This is a genomic window from Arthrobacter sp. MDT2-16 (assembly GCF_054510925.1).
Map to the genome: position 1 here is coordinate 177,823 of NZ_JBTNDP010000006.1, position 14,039 is coordinate 191,861.

The 14,039-nt window shown below is 67.1% G+C and carries 15 protein-coding genes, 1 other RNA gene and 1 pseudogene; all 17 read right to left on the reverse strand.

Going from position 1 to position 14,039, the window contains the following annotated elements; genetic code table 11:
* Positions 1–14 precede the first annotated feature (14 nt).
* The gene (locus tag ACX80N_RS12225; RefSeq protein ID WP_459339599.1) at positions 15–1,319 is read right to left on the reverse strand and encodes a D-alanyl-D-alanine carboxypeptidase family protein; all 1,305 of its coding nucleotides are present in this window, start codon (positions 1,317–1,319) and stop codon (positions 15–17) included.
* Between the two features lie 125 nt (positions 1,320–1,444).
* Positions 1,445–1,812, reverse strand: a transfer-messenger RNA (tmRNA) gene (gene ssrA, locus ACX80N_RS12230).
* Between the two features lie 117 nt (positions 1,813–1,929).
* Positions 1,930–2,304 (reverse strand): hypothetical protein, encoded by a 375-nt coding sequence (locus ACX80N_RS12235; RefSeq protein ID WP_459339600.1) that lies wholly within the window; start codon positions 2,302–2,304, stop codon positions 1,930–1,932.
* On the reverse strand, positions 2,301–2,774 hold the full coding sequence (smpB, locus tag ACX80N_RS12240) for an SsrA-binding protein SmpB (RefSeq protein ID WP_105030166.1): 474 nt from the start codon (positions 2,772–2,774) through the stop codon (positions 2,301–2,303). The genes ACX80N_RS12235 and smpB overlap by 4 nt, the downstream gene beginning before the upstream one ends.
* Positions 2,775–2,845: 71 nt before the next feature.
* The gene (locus ACX80N_RS12245) at positions 2,846–4,444 is read right to left on the reverse strand and encodes a peptidoglycan DD-metalloendopeptidase family protein (protein WP_459339601.1); all 1,599 of its coding nucleotides are present in this window, start codon (positions 4,442–4,444) and stop codon (positions 2,846–2,848) included.
* Positions 4,445–5,359: a permease-like cell division protein FtsX gene (gene ftsX / locus ACX80N_RS12250; protein ID WP_105030165.1), complete on the reverse strand. Its 915-nt coding sequence runs from the start codon at positions 5,357–5,359 to the stop codon at positions 4,445–4,447.
* Entirely contained in the window at positions 5,356–6,060 is a 705-nt protein-coding gene (ftsE, locus tag ACX80N_RS12255) for a cell division ATP-binding protein FtsE (protein ID WP_105030201.1), read from the reverse strand. The genes ftsX and ftsE overlap by 4 nt, the downstream gene beginning before the upstream one ends.
* A 171-nt stretch (positions 6,061–6,231) precedes the next feature.
* Positions 6,232–7,347, reverse strand: coding sequence for a peptide chain release factor 2 (gene prfB, locus ACX80N_RS12260; protein ID WP_105030164.1), 1,116 nt, complete (start codon positions 7,345–7,347; stop codon positions 6,232–6,234).
* 217 nt (positions 7,348–7,564) lie between these two features.
* Positions 7,565–8,290: a polyprenol monophosphomannose synthase gene (locus tag ACX80N_RS12265; protein WP_459339602.1), complete on the reverse strand. Its 726-nt coding sequence runs from the start codon at positions 8,288–8,290 to the stop codon at positions 7,565–7,567.
* Between the two features lie 94 nt (positions 8,291–8,384).
* On the reverse strand, positions 8,385–9,677 hold the full coding sequence (locus ACX80N_RS12270) for a hypothetical protein (RefSeq protein WP_459339603.1): 1,293 nt from the start codon (positions 9,675–9,677) through the stop codon (positions 8,385–8,387).
* Positions 9,678–10,193: 516 nt separating this feature from the next.
* Positions 10,194–10,727, reverse strand: coding sequence for a pilus assembly protein TadG-related protein (locus tag ACX80N_RS12275; protein ID WP_459339604.1), 534 nt, complete (start codon positions 10,725–10,727; stop codon positions 10,194–10,196).
* Positions 10,728–10,732: 5 nt separating this feature from the next.
* Positions 10,733–11,170 (reverse strand): hypothetical protein, encoded by a 438-nt coding sequence (locus ACX80N_RS12280; protein ID WP_459339605.1) that lies wholly within the window; start codon positions 11,168–11,170, stop codon positions 10,733–10,735.
* Between the two features lie 69 nt (positions 11,171–11,239).
* Complete coding sequence (locus ACX80N_RS12285; protein WP_459339606.1) at positions 11,240–11,635, reverse strand: TadE family protein; 396 nt, start codon at positions 11,633–11,635, stop codon at positions 11,240–11,242.
* A gap of 18 nt (positions 11,636–11,653) precedes the next feature.
* Positions 11,654–11,860, reverse strand: a complete 207-nt coding sequence (locus ACX80N_RS12290; protein WP_240614922.1) for a hypothetical protein — start codon at positions 11,858–11,860, stop codon at positions 11,654–11,656.
* Between the two features lie 37 nt (positions 11,861–11,897).
* On the reverse strand, positions 11,898–12,839 hold the full coding sequence (locus tag ACX80N_RS12295) for a type II secretion system F family protein (RefSeq protein WP_459339607.1): 942 nt from the start codon (positions 12,837–12,839) through the stop codon (positions 11,898–11,900).
* Entirely contained in the window at positions 12,836–13,693 is an 858-nt protein-coding gene (locus ACX80N_RS12300; protein ID WP_459339608.1) for a type II secretion system F family protein, read from the reverse strand. The genes ACX80N_RS12295 and ACX80N_RS12300 overlap by 4 nt, the downstream gene beginning before the upstream one ends.
* Positions 13,690–14,007: pseudogene (locus ACX80N_RS12305) on the reverse strand (CpaF family protein); the annotation flags it as partial. The pseudogene ACX80N_RS12305 and the gene ACX80N_RS12300, both read right to left, overlap by 4 nt.
* Positions 14,008–14,039 lie beyond the last annotated feature (32 nt).

Sequence of the window (14,039 nt, forward strand, 5' to 3'; positions counted from 1 at the left end):
CCGTCGGGGACCGGTCAGTAGGACGGCGCCGCCGGGATGGACATGTAGTGCTCGAGCGTCGGTAGTCCGTGGGCGCGCATCTCGGAGGAGATGGTGGTGCCGACGTAGCGCAGGTGCCAGGGCTCGTACGCGTACCCGGTCACCGGGGTCTGGCCCTGCGGGTACCGGATGATGAATCCGTATCGCCAGGCGTTCTGGGCTGCCCATGCCCCCGCCGGCGTACCCGCGAAGCATTCCTGCAGTCCGCACGCCCCGTCGCCGTTGCCGATGTCGACGGCGAGGCCGGTCTGGTGTTCGCTGTGTCCGGGGCGTGCCGAGATGAGGTCCGCCGTCGCCTGCCCGTACTGGTTGACGTAGGAGGCATAGAGGGAGGCCTGCGTGTCGTACGACCGGTAGCCGCTGACCGGCACCATCGCGACCCCTCCGGCCCTTGCATCGGCGAGCAGCCGGGTGAACTGCTGCGCCGCGTCGCTGCGCAGCAGGAAACCTTCCACCGCCACGAGGGGATCGGGGGTGTAGCGTGCGGGATTCAGCGCACGCTTCTTGTTGACGACCACCACCGGGGACGATGCGACGTCGATGTCGCGGGCGATCTGCGCTCCGCCTCCCGGAGACCATGAGATCACCCCGCGCTGGTACGACTGACTGCACGCGCCTCCGGTGCACGACTCGTCGGTGACCGGGTAGCCGAGGGCGCCGTTCTCGAAGTTGGTGGACGCCCAGGCAGCCCGGATCGCGCCGACCGAGAGCCGCGCTCCGGTCGCCGGCGACCAGATGATCGCCCCGCCCTGGTAGTTCTGGTAGCAGCCGCCGCCGCGCAGTCCGCAGACCTCGTCCGTGGTCGGGTAGCCGAGCCGTCCGTTCTCGAAGTTCGTGGACGCCCAGGCAGCCCGGATCGCGCCAACCGAGAGCCGCGCTCCGGTCGCCGGCGACCAGATGATCGCCCCGCCCTGGTAGTTCTGGTAGCAGCCGCCGTCACGCAGTCCGCACACCTCGGACGTGGTGGGATAACCGAGCCGTCCGTTCTCGAAGCCGGAGGCGCGCCACATCCCGCGGATGGCACCCCACGACGGCTGCGCTCCCGTGGAGGGTGACCACACGATGGCGCCCTGCTCGTAGTTGCGGTAGCAGCCGCCGTCACGCAGTCCGCAGGTCTCCGGGGATGTCGGGGCACCGAGGCGACCGGTTGCCCCGCCGAGCTGTGCATATCTCTCGTCGATCGCCGTGGCCGCCTGGCTCGCGGGTGCCGTGACGACGGAACCTGCCAGGAGCAGCACGGAAACTATCACGGCGAGCAGGTACGCAACGGTGCGCCTCATGGTGTCCCCTGGAACTCGGTGGTCTGCTCAAGGGTAGGCGCCCGCAATCGCGGCGACAAGGGCGGCGCCGTCCTCGATGCATACGACGAAGCGCCCCACCGGAGACCGGTGGAGCGCTTCGTGGGTGGTGGAGATGGCGGGAATTGAACCCGCGTCCGATGCAGTGTAGTCAGGGCTTCTCCGGGCGCAGTTCGCGTCGGTTTTTCTCGGCTTCAGCCATCGTGCGAACGAGTGGCTGCCAAGCCCAGTTGTATAAGAGTCCCCCCGGTCCCTACAACGAGAACCGGGAGCAGTGGCCCTCTAAATGACGCCAGTATCCGGGGCGAGAGCAAACCCGGGCTGACGGACTAGTCAGGCTGCTTAGGCAGCGAGAGCGAAGTCAGTGCGCTTTTGTTCGGCACTTATTGTTTTACAAGGAGCGTTTACGAGATAACCCTGTATCCTCGGCCCGCTTCCCCTGTCGCGACTAACATCGTCGAAACCTGTCATCCCCATGTTCAGTTATCAAGTGATTCCTGGATCGGACGGCCCACCGGCCTACCGACTCCAGTAGTCTACCGCACGTCGGGCCCTACCGGAGGGGATTCGCTCCTGAAGAACGGTGACAGGACTACTGCGCGAGGGTGAAGCCAAGGATGACGATCGGCGCCTGCCAGAGCCGGACGACGACGAAGGCGAGGGTCACGAAGGCGATGCCGAGGCCCGCGAGGGCGGTGGTCGCCGCCTGCTTCCGGCGGAAACTCCACCAGAAGATGGCCACGTTCAGGGCCAGCAGCACGGGCGAGATCCAGACGAGCAGCTGTGCGAAGTAGACGTAGACCAGGAAGACGAACGGGATCAGGGAGAGGACGCCGACCGGCACCACCACGAGCAGCAGGATCAGGTCCACGACCGCCCCCACCGTCACCCACCAGGGACGCCGGTACGCCAGCTCAGAGGCCTCGGGCTCCTCCTGCTCCTGAGCTTCCCAGAAGACGTCGCTCACGCGCCGAGGTTCTTCTCGCGCATGGCCCGCAGCGCCTCCCTGTTGTCCTGCTTCTCCCGCAGCGTCTGGCGCTTGTCGTAGTCGCGCTTGCCTCGGGCGACGGCGATCTCCACCTTGGCCCTGCCGTTGAGGAAATACAGCTGCAGGGGTACGAGGGTGAACCCGGACTCGCGGATCTTCTGGGAGATTTTCGTGAGTTCCTCACGGTGCAGGAGCAGCTTCCGCCTGCGCCGGGCGGCGTGGTTGGTCCAGCTGCCCTGCGAGTACTCGGAGATGTGGATGCCCTCGAGCCAGAGCTCGTCACCGTAGAAGATCGCGTAGCCGTCGATGAGCGAGGCGCGCCCAGCACGCAGGGATTTCACCTCGGTACCCATGAGCGCGATGCCGGCCTCGTAGGTGTCGAGCACGGCGTAGTCGTGGAAGGCCTTCCGATTGGTGGCCACTACTTTCCGGCCACTTTCCTTCGGCACGGCGACTCTCCTTCTTGCGGCACTGCTGCGGACGGCGGTCCGCGGGTGGACAGTGCCTTCCATCCTACGACCTAGAACAATCCGATCGGGTCCACGAGCGTGCCGTTGAGCATCGTCTCGAAGTGCAGATGGCAGCCCTGCGAGTTCCCCGTGGTGCCCGTATGACCGATGAGCTGACCCGCGCTCACGCGCTGGCCCGCCGAGACCAGGAAGCTCGTGAGGTGGTAGTAATTGGTCGCGAGCGCGTTGCCCCCCACCACGCCGTGGCTGATGACGATCCGGTTCCCGGCACCCGGAAGGACGTTCGAGTCCGCGTACCAGACCTCCCCCGCCGCTGGCGCGTAGAGCGGGGTCCCGCAGCCCACGCCGTAGTCGATGCCGGTGTGCACGTAACCGCCGGTGCCGTTGAAATCGATGGTGCCGACCGGCGTCGCGCGCCACCCGAAGCCGGAACTGATCGGCGCGTTCACCGGGGCGCGCAGGCCGAACGCACTGGGACCGGAGGGCGCCGACACGGGTGCCGGCGCAGGTGCAGGCGGGATCACGGGCGCCACGGGCGCGACCACCCGGGGTTGCACGGGGGCCGGAGCCGGGCGATTGGCCGCCGCGGCCTCGGCTTCGCGTCGCGCCGTCTCCGCGGCGGCGGCAGCCTGGGCTTCCGCCTGGAGTCGGGCCTGCTCTGCCGCGGCCACCGCCTCCGCCTCGGCGCGCAGGCGCTCCTGCTCGGCCTTCTGCCGCTCCTGCTCGGCTTTCTGCCGCGCCTCCTCCGCCTTACGGGCTTCCTCGATCATCCGGCGCTGGCGCTCGGCGATGTCGGCGTTGACCTGCTGCTGGGCCGCCTCGACGCCGGCGAGTTTCGCCTCGATGACAGGCTTCTGCTCCTGCAGCTTGGCGGACAGCGCCGAGGTGTCGGCCACGAGCCTGTCCACCTTGCCCTTCTCGGCGGCAGCCGTGTCGCGTGCCGACTGCTCGGCCGCGAGGGCGGCGTCGGCCTTCTCCTTCAGCCTGGTGATCTCGGCCTCGACGGCGACCAGGCGTGCCTGGCTGTTCGCGTTGGTCGCGTTCTGCTCCGACAGCCGCTCCATCGCGGCGTTCTGGCTGCGCAGGGCCTGGTCCACCATGTCCATCGACTCCGTGAAGTCCTCGACGTTCTCGGCGCCCATGAGCAGGGACACGTTCGTGGGGACCCCACCGCTCTTGTACGCCTCCGTGGCGATCCGGCCAATCACCTCCCGGGTCTCGTCCATCTTCTGCTGGTCGGAGCGCAGTTCCTCGGCGATCTTGTTCCGGGTCTCCTGCGCGAGGTCCACGCGGACCGCGAGGGCCTCGGCGTCGTTCGCGGCCGTGTCGACCCTGCCCTGCGCGTCAGCAAGCGCCTGCTGGGCAGCGGGCAGCTGGCCCTGATAGGTCCTCAGTGCTCCGATGGTCTCCGCGATGTCGGAGTCGAGGTACTCCATGGACTGCTGGACCTCGGCCACCTCGTTCTCGAGGGCGCTCTTGCGGTCCTCGAGTTCGTCCGCGACCACGGGCGTGCTGAAACCGAGGGCGAGTGCGACGACGAGGGCGATGGAGCTGCCCGCCGTACCGCGGACCACGAAGGCCCGCCTGTCCTGTGGGGCCCACCAAGTTTTTGCCGGGCGCACGCGTCCCGTGGCAATCAGCGGCATCATCTAGACCTTCACGTATCGGCGGAGGGTGAGCAGGGAGGAGAGTCCTGCGAGGACTGCCCCGAGCAGGACCAGTGCCGGGACGAGGATCAGGACCTGCTGGGACGAGATGAACGCCGTCTGCGGGAAGGTCTTCACGAGCCATCCGTCGATCAGGAAGCGCGAGGCGCCCCACAGCGTGGCCGACGCGAGGACCGCGCCGATGACGGCGGCGATCACGCCCTCCAGAATGAACGGCAGCTGGATGACCGCCTTCGAGGCTCCCACGAGCCGCATGATCCCGGTCTCCCTGCGCCGGCTGAAGGCCGAGAGGCGGATGGTCGTCGCGATCAGCAGGATGGCGCAGAACGTCATGATGCCCGCGATCACGAGCGCGACGACGGAGGCCCAGTTCATGTAGCGGAAGATCGCCTCGAGGAAGTCCCGCTGGTCGCTGACAGCCTCCACGCCCGGTTCCGAGGAGAAGGCCTCGTTGATGACCTCGTACTTCTCGGCGTCGACGAGGCTGACGCGGAAGGACTCGGGGAGCTGGTCCGCGGTGACCGAGTCGACGATGGGCGAGTTGGCAAACTGGTCGCGGAAGTGGCCCAGCGCCTCCTCCTGCGACTCGTAGGTCACGGTGTCGACGTAGGGGGCGAACTGCTCGGACTCGAGCCTGGCCTGGATCGCCGCCCGCTGATCCTCCGTCACGGGCCCCGCGGCGCAGCTCGTCTCCGAGGAGTTGTCGACGCAGAGGTAGATGGTGACCTGGACGCGGTCGTACCAGTAACCCTTCATTTGCCCGATCTGCAGCTGGAAGAGGCCCGCGGCTCCCACGAAGGTGAGGGAGATGAAGGTCACGAGGATCACGGAGGTGACCATGGACAGGTTGCGGCGGATGCCCGAACCGATCTCGGACAGGATGAACGCGAGCCTCACCCGGCCATCGCCCCTGCCTCGCCCACGTAGATGCCCTGGGCGTCGTCGCGCACCACGGAGCCGCTACGGAGTTCGACGACGCGCTTGCGCATCGTGTTGACGATGTCGTCGTCGTGCGTGGCCATGACCACCGTGGTGCCGTTCTGGTTGATCCTGTCGAGGACCTTCATGATGCCCATGGAGGTGGTCGGGTCGAGGTTGCCGGTGGGTTCGTCGGCGAGCAGGATGCCGGGTCGGTTGACGATCGCGCGCGCGATCGCGACGCGCTGCTGCTCGCCGCCGGAGAGTTCGTGCGGCATGCGGTTGTTCTTGCCCTCGAGGCCCACGGTCGCGAGGACGTCGGGGACCGTCTCCCGGATGACAGCGCGGCTTCTGCCGATCACCTGCATCGCGAACGCCACGTTGGAGAAGACGGTCTTGTTCGGCAGCAGGCGGAAGTCCTGAAACACGACACCGATCCCGCGGCGGAGGCGGGGCACGCGCCAGCTCGGGATGTTGGCGACGTTCTGGCCGGCCACGTAGACCGCGCCCCGCGACACCCGGTCCTCCTTGAGCACCAGGCGGATGAAGGTCGACTTGCCGGAGCCCGAGGCACCCACGAGGAAGACGAACTCGCCGCGGTCCACGTCGAGCGAAACGGCATCCAGGGCAGGGTGCGACTGCTGGTCGTAGGTCTTCGTGACGTTGTCGAATCTGATCATGATCACTCTTCGCCCATGACGTGCGCCGGGCGCGGGCATTTGCTGGGGGAAGGGAGCCGCGGCTCCTCGACTATAACGACCACGCTATGCGGCGCCCACTACCCCCGGAGGTGTGTCGCACGCAAGGGCCGGAGCACAAGACGAGTGCTCCGGCCCTGTATTCGCGTAGTCCTACGCTACGTCGTTGCGGTTGTTCGTCCGCCAGCGGATGCCGGCATCGATGAAGTCGTCGATCTCGCCGTCGAACACCGAGGAGGTGTTGCCGACCTCGTGGTTGGTCCGGAGGTCCTTGACCATCTGGTACGGATTGAGCACGTAGGACCGCATCTGGTCACCCCAGGACGCCTTGACGTCACCGGCGAACGCCTTCTTCTCCGCGTCCTCCTGCTCCTTCTTCAGCAGCAGGAGCCGGGACTGGAGCACGCGCATCGCGGCAGCGCGGTTCTGGATCTGTGACTTCTCGTTCTGCATGGACACCACCACTCCTGTGGGCAGGTGGGTCAGGCGGACGGCGGAGTCGGTGGTGTTGACCGACTGCCCGCCCGGTCCGGACGAACGGAACACGTCGACGCGGATCTCGTTGTCCGGCACCTCGATCACATCCGTCTGCTCGATGAGCGGGATGACCTCGACGGCGGCGAAGGACGTCTGCCGGCGGCCCTGGTTGTCGAAGGGACTGATGCGCACGAGGCGGTGGGTCCCGGCCTCGACGGACAGCGTGCCGAACGCATAGGGCGCCTTCACCTCGAACGTGGCCGACTTCAGGCCCGCCTCCTCGGCGTAGGAGGTGTCGAGGACCTGCGTCGGGTAGCCGTGGCGCTCGGCCCAGCGCAGGTACATGCGCAGGAGCATCTCGGCGAAGTCGGCGGCGTCCACTCCCCCGGCGCCGGAGCGGATAGTGACCACGGCCTCGCGCTCGTCCCACTCGCCCGCCAGCAACGTCACGATCTCGAGGTCGTCGAGGGACTTGCCGAGCGAGATCAGTTCCTTCTCTGCCTCGGCGAGGGAGTCCTCGTCGGCCTCGTCCTCGGCGAGCTCCACGAGCACCTCGAGGTCGTCGATGCGGCTCTCGAGGGTCTCGAGGCGTTCGAGCGCGGACTGCCGGTGGGACAGCTTCGAGGTCACCTTCTGCGCCGCGGCGGGATCGTCCCAGAGGTCCGGTGCGCCGGCTTCCTCGCTCAGTTCGTCGATGTCCTTGCGGATGCCCTCGACGTCGGAGACCTGCTCGATGGACTGGTACTTGGCCCGGAGGGCGCGGATCTCTGCGGGAAAATCAGTGGCTGCCATGGTCCTTCCAGCCTACGTCATCGATTCGGCGGGGCCGCGAGCGTCAGGCCCCCGGAACCAGCCACCAGCCCGTCACGGCGAAGGCGTGAACCAGTGGATGCCTGTACCAGCTGCAACAGTGGACCGTCCCTGACGGCAATTTCTACTCGGCACGACGCATGGCCGATCGGTACCCGCGGTGGCGGGTGCCTCTTCTGCGTCCGGGTGGGTGCCGGGGTCAGCCGCGTCCGGTGAGTTTGTCCCAGCGGGCACCGAGTCCCCAGCGGGTGACATTGGCGATGGCCTCGAAGACGATGTTGCCGCTCATCTTCGAATCACCGAGCTCACGCTCGACGAAGGTGATCGGGACCTCCACGATCGTCAGGCGCTGCCGGGCGACCCGGAAGGTCATATCGACCTGGAAGCCATACCCCACCGATGCCACCGCGGACAGGTCCAGGGCCTCCAGGGTGGAGCGGCGGAAGGCCCGGAACCCGGCGGTGATGTCCCGCACGGGCAGGCCCAGCATCAGGCGCGAGTAGGTGCTGCCCGCGCGCGAGAGCAGCTTGCGGTGCGCGGGCCAGTTCACCACACTGCCCCCGGGCACCCAGCGGCTGCCGATCACCAGGTCCGCCCGGTCCACCGCATCCAGCAGCGAGGGCAGTTGTTCGGGTCTGTGGGAGCCATCGGCGTCCATCTCCACCAGCACGTCGTAATCCCGGGCCAGGGCCCACCGGAAACCGGCGATGTACGCCGCGCCCAGGCCCTCCTTGCCCGTGCGGTGCAGCACGTGGACCTGCCCGTCGGCCGCCGCTGCCCGGTCGGCGAGATCACCGGTACCGTCGGGGCTGTTGTCGTCGACGATCAGGACGTCCGACGCCGGGACCGCCGCACGCAGGCGGGCGAGGGTCAACGGGAGCGACTCGATCTCGTTGTAGGTGGGGATGATCGTGACGACTCGCACGCAGCCGGGACCTTTCCATCAGGGAATGCGCAACGCGCACGGACCGCTCCGCACACAGCGGAACCAGCTCGCCGCAAGGAGCGGGAACCATTTATTACCCTAGCCTGCGGCAAGGAACAATCAGCTCGTCGGCGAACCAGCCGGCTGGTGCTATCGGCAGTGCCACTTCTCCACCAGCCGCCTGGCCGGAGCACGACTCGGTTGCCTGCGTCACTGCCTGCTCCCAGTCCGGGCCTTCGAGACGAGCTGTATAGGACGGGAAGAAAGTAGCTGCAGTCAGGGTGATGAATACCCCGACCAGGGCCCACTTGGCTGCGGTTCTGGACCGAGGAAGGACCGCCAGCATGATCGGCACGAGAGCCAGGACGAACATCGAGGTGGGTACTGCATAACGCGAAGGGAAGGCTTGTCGCCACTGCTGGGCCGAGAAGTCCGCATAAGCGAAGAACGGCGCTGGATTCACGACCTGAATGGCCACCCACACCACGACCGAACTCCCCAACATCGTGATAGCCGCCAGGCGGTGCCGCGGGTTCCCTTTCCAGAGAATCAGCCCGAAAGCCACAAGAAAAGGTAGAGCGGCCACCACCAGCGCCATCCACCCGAAGTTGGCGACGACGCTGCCCAGTTCTGATCCGGTGCCGTAGACGACTACTCCAGCGCCGTTGACGAACCAGCCGATGACGATGGACGTCAAGGTTGCAGGTTCGAGGGTGTTGTCCGTCCTCGGACTCACGAGCGTTGCTACGAACTGGCAGGCGAGCCCCAGCAGCAAGCCGATCCTCGCTGGCCAGTAGGCTCGATCCCTCCACCTCACAAGGATCAACGGCGCAAAGAGGGCGGCGAGGATCTCCGTCGTGGCGGTCAGCGCTGCGACGCCGAACAGCAAGAGTGCTTCGGCCCGTGTCCCCGCTCGTTTGAGAAGGATCCACGGAGTGAGGAACAGCAAGTACCAGTGCAGATTCGCGAAGTTGCCAGTGGTCTCCAGAGGACCTGCGCCGATCAGGACGACAATCGATGCGAGCGCTGCCCTCACGTGGAATCTGCTGTCCAGACTTTCGGCGCAATGGAACACCATGACCGCGATGAGCCCGAGGGCAAGAGAACTGAGGACATTCATGGCGATCGCATAGGCTGCAGGCGGCATGCCACTGATGATCAGGGCACCCAATCGAGGGATGACGTGAAGGTATCCCTCATAGGGTGCAAGAAGGCTGACACCGCCTGGTTGAAGTGCCTGTTGAAGGAAGATCCCCCCATCTTCGGCCCAGAGAACGTTGCGGGCCGCCGGCGGCTGTCTCACGAAGACCGCGGTAGCGGCCAGCGCTGCGCCGGCTACCCACCATAGAAAAATGGGTACGCGACGCAGTGATCGATCAACCAGCATCCTCTGTCCAAGTCCCTCCGCCCCAGTCACCACGCTGGCTAGTTTGGCACATGGTCGGCTGGAGGCCGGACTGCGCTCGGCGGATCCGCAGGGAGCGGGCAGCTGAGGACGTACGGCCGCGTAGCAACTCGCCAGTCCTCGTCATCGCCGCCACGATCTATTGAGGACTTTTCGCAAGGTGCTTGCTTAAGCTTGCGGCGGCTGGAGTGGACCAAGCTGGATTATCCCTGCAATGACGCGATCAAGGCGCGCATACGTCGTATATATGGTTGCGGGATGCGGCGTCCGATCAGGGGAAACGCTTACCTCGGCGGACCTGTTGCGTGAATTCAATGTATGGGATGATTTCGCAGGCCTGTGGGAATAGCGAGCAGGTGGAAAGCATCGACAGATTCTCCTGCCCTGCACCCTCATCGGAACTGCTCCTCTTATCCTGTGGGGGCTGCTTCTTCCATTGTTGATAAATTCTCTTCAGGGGATGCGGGCGAAATCTACGAGTAAGAACAGAGCGCTAGGCTACCGCGCCAACTGCGAACGCGCATTTCCTTGCGCAACAATGGGTATCCCGCTTGGCACCAGGAAATTGACGATCGGCGGGCGCACGACGGCGGCGAGGACCACCCGGGCCGTCCGTCCGTCGGGTGCACCGGTGGCCGGATCGATGGAGAGCTGCTGGAACCGGCCCTCGGCGCCGACCGCGGCGAGGTAGCCGGCAGCGGCGTCCTCGACGCCCGAGTCCTGCAGCATTGGAAGGGGGTTCGCCGCGCCCTGCACGCCGGTCCCGACATCGATGCTGTAGCTGTCGGCAGCTGCGAGCGCGGCGCCGTCGGCCGCCGACAGCAGCTTCTTGTGCTCGATGTAGACGGCGGATACAGCCAGCACGACGGTGACGACGAGCAGGGAGATCAGCAGGTACCCGATGACGAGGACGCCGACCTGTCCCTCCTCCCGGCGTCCGGCCCGCGTCCCGCTCGAGGGTTCCGTGTCCTGTACCGGGTTCGGTCCTCGCTGCCCGGACCGCCCGTGCGTCGGTCCAGGAGCGTTCGTCATCTGCATCAGCCGAACCGTTCGACGATCTGGGCGGATTCGGCATCGACGGTTGCCGCTGACGGGTAGGAACCTGCGACGGCGGGAATCAGAGGAAGGGGCACCTCGAGGCGTACGACCACGGTCACCCGCGAGCCTGGTGCCAGGCACTCCGCGCTGCACATGATCTCCACGGCTGCCTGCTCCTCGGTGAATCCGAAATCCGCGAGCGCGAGGCGCACGGCCTGCCGGGCCCTTGCGTCCGCCTCCTGCCGGGTCGATGCGTCCACGTAGACCTTTACGGCCTGATCGGCCGCACCGACCACGGCGAAGGAGCCGGCCTGTACCTGCCCGACGGTCAGCACCAAGTAGACGACGGGCACCAGGAGCAGGACTCCCAGGAAGACGAACTCGACGACGGCGCTGCCGCGCTCGCTGCCCACGCCGCGCCACACGGCGACCACCATCGCCCGGTGCGTGGGCCTCGCCCCGCGTCATCCCCGCCAGAACAGTCGCGGGCCTGCGGGTCCCGCCCGTCACGACCGGAGGGCGGCATGGCCGCGCACCTCCATGACGCCCGCGGGGCCGATGAGGCCGATGACGGGTAGCGGTGCACTGACGATTACCTCGAGCGACCGGACACCTCCGACCGTGCTCTCGCGGACGGAGATATCGGAACCGTAGGAATCGGCGAGGGAACCCCGGATCAGTTCCTCGGCGCGCAGCACCGCGTCCTGTGGACCGCGGTCCGCGAGCGTGCCGTACCGGGCTCCCGAGGAGGCGGCGTCGATCAGGGTATTGCGCACATGGAGGACGAGCGTCAGCTGGATGATCGCGATGAAGATGACGGTCAGGAGGCCGCCGATCAGCGCGAAGTCGACGACGGCGGCGCCTTCCTCCCGGTCGCGATAGTGCCCGTCCCGCGCCAGCATTCCTGCGCACTGCATCGCCTAGGGCGAGACCTGGTCGATCGCCTGATTGAACAGGCCCTCGAGGGCCGGGCCCGCGATCGCGAGCAGCGCGGCGACGAGGACCGCCGACATGAGGGTGATCATGACCCACCCGGGCACGTCTCCCCGTTCGGGGTCGTCCGGGGCTCCTCTCCGCTCAGTGGTCGTCGCGAGGAGAAACAGGATGATGCGGTGCAGGTAGGCCATGATTCTCATGAGTTTCCCCCTTATATAAGGTGCGTGGTCAAAAGCCGAGGTTGATCAGGGCGATGCCGGGATAGACGGCGAACAGGACGGTCAGGGGAAGGACGCCGAAGACCAACGGCACCATCATCGCGATCTCCTTCTTGCCCGCGGATTCCATCAGCTCCCGCTTTGCCAGGTCGCGGACGTCTTGCGCCTGGGCGCGCAGGACGTCCGCCAACGGGGTCCCCCGTTGAACGGCAACCGTGATGCCGTCCACGAACCGCGCCAGCGGGGCCAGGCGTGTCCGGTTCGAGAACTCCTGCAGGGCCTCCACGAGAGGCTTACCGGCCCGGGTGGCGGCAAGGACGAGGGCGAACTCCCCCGCCAGCTCTCCGGTCGCGGTCCGGCAGATGCGTTCGAGGGCACCCGTCGTACTCTCACCGGCGGACACCGCGAGCGCGATCAACTCGGCGAGACTCGGGAACTCGGCCAGCATGCGGGCCTCCCGACGACGGATGTCGGCAGAGAGGACATAGTCGCGAGCGACGAAGCCCATGACGGCGCATCCGAGGATGATGACGACGGCCAGGGCCACGTTGACCGAACCGGACGCGGCCAGCGGCACCATGACCAGCGTGGACCCGGCGAGCCCTCCCGCGGCCCAGAGCAGCTGCTGGGCCCTGAAGTCCGTGGTGGACTGGCCGCGACCCGCCTGCGCGAGCCTGCGCGCGAGCGAGGCGGCGGCCGGGTTGAAGCGGTGCGACCATCGCACCGCGTCCATGAGGAGAGGTCGCAGGATGCGTTCGAGGGGGCCGAACGGCGTGACGTTGGCAGGGGCGTCCGCGAGCAGCCGGGACTGAACGTCCACGGCGCGCAGTTGGGGTGCGATGCGCTGAGTGAGGGTCACTGGCCGCATCACCGGCAGCCGGATGAACACCAGCCACAGTTCCACTCCCAGAAAGAGGCCGGACAGTGCTGCCAGGGCCGTGGCTGGAGTCATCGGAGGACCCTCGCGTCCTCGGGCAGCGCACCGATGCGCAGCATGACCCGATAGCAGACCACGGAGATCAGGAGCCCACCGAGCAGGACGACAGCACCTCCCGGGGAGTCGTAGGCGCGCACGGCCTCCGGGCGGGTCGCCAGGAGGAGCAGCACGATCCAGGGTGCGGCCACGGCCAGCCGGGCCGCGTTGATCGTCCACGACTGCCTGGCTTCGAGTTCACTGCGGGTCCGGGCCGCGTCCCGCAGGAATTCGGACAGCGTCCCGAGGAGCTTGCCCAGATCCGACCCACCTACCTCGCGTGTCATCCGCAGTGCTTCGACGATGCGATCGGCGACCGGATCCGCCAGTCGCTCCTTGAGCTGGTTGAGAGCATCATCGAAGCGCCCTCCCGCCCGGTAGTCCACACCGAAGGCGCGGAAGGCACTGCGCAGCTCCACCGGCCCCTTCTCCCCGAGCTGGATGAGCGCTTCCGGCAGGGAGAGCCCGGCGCGGATGGCGGACCGGAGGTGATCGACGACGTCGGGCCACAGTTCGCGAAGCGAGGCAGTACGTCTGGCGGCACGCCACCGGACGACCGAGAAGGGCAGGAACCCGCCGAAGAGGGCGAAGCACAGCGCGATCGGCGCGGATCCCGTCAGCACGAAACCGATGAGCAGGACGACGACTCCCACGGCCCCGCACGAGGCGAGCAGACCGTTCGCCGAGACGCGCTCCACCCCGGCGCGCAGGAGAAGGTCCTCGAACAGCGGTCGTCGTGCCGGCACCCTGCGCCGCAGCGCCGGGCGCTCCCAACAGGACCCCCAGACGAGGAGAAGGCCCGCACCGAGGGCGACTCCGAGCGCGGTGCTCACGCGCGGGCTCCGAGCAGGGACGCGACATCGACGCCGGCGGCCGCGAACTTCTCCTCCGCAGGCATACCGCTGGCAGTCACCTCCAGGGTTCCATCGATTCGCCGGAACACGTGGGAGGACTCGATGACGCCGTTTTCCACGCGCCGCCCCAGCGCCATGATCTCCGTGACCATGCGCCGGCCTCCCGGAAGTCGTGCGCAGTGGACCACGAGGTCTACACAGGACGCGACGGTCGGCACCACGAAGCTGCTCGAGATGTTCTCACCCGCCAGGAGGGGCAGCGTGCAGATCTTCGTGACGGCGTCGGCGGCGCTTTCTCAAAGACGTGCACGCCGCGCCGCCCAGA

Coding starts and splice junctions, on each gene's coding strand:
- ACX80N_RS12225 (WP_459339599.1), bottom strand. CDS start 1,319: ATGAGGCGCACCGTTGCGTACCTGCTCGCCGTGATAGTTTCCGTGCTG.
- ACX80N_RS12245 (WP_459339601.1), bottom strand. CDS start 4,444: ATGATGCCGCTGATTGCCACGGGACGCGTGCGCCCGGCAAAAACTTGG.
- ftsE (WP_105030201.1), bottom strand. CDS start 6,060: ATGATCAGATTCGACAACGTCACGAAGACCTACGACCAGCAGTCGCAC.
- prfB (WP_105030164.1), bottom strand. CDS start 7,347: ATGGCAGCCACTGATTTTCCCGCAGAGATCCGCGCCCTCCGGGCCAAG.
- ACX80N_RS12270 (WP_459339603.1), bottom strand. CDS start 9,677: ATGCTGGTTGATCGATCACTGCGTCGCGTACCCATTTTTCTATGGTGG.
- ACX80N_RS12275 (WP_459339604.1), bottom strand. CDS start 10,727: ATGACGAACGCTCCTGGACCGACGCACGGGCGGTCCGGGCAGCGAGGA.
- ACX80N_RS12280 (WP_459339605.1), bottom strand. CDS start 11,170: ATGGTGGTCGCCGTGTGGCGCGGCGTGGGCAGCGAGCGCGGCAGCGCC.
- ACX80N_RS12285 (WP_459339606.1), bottom strand. CDS start 11,635: ATGCTGGCGCGGGACGGGCACTATCGCGACCGGGAGGAAGGCGCCGCC.
- ACX80N_RS12290 (WP_240614922.1), bottom strand. CDS start 11,860: ATGGCCTACCTGCACCGCATCATCCTGTTTCTCCTCGCGACGACCACT.
- ACX80N_RS12295 (WP_459339607.1), bottom strand. CDS start 12,839: ATGACTCCAGCCACGGCCCTGGCAGCACTGTCCGGCCTCTTTCTGGGA.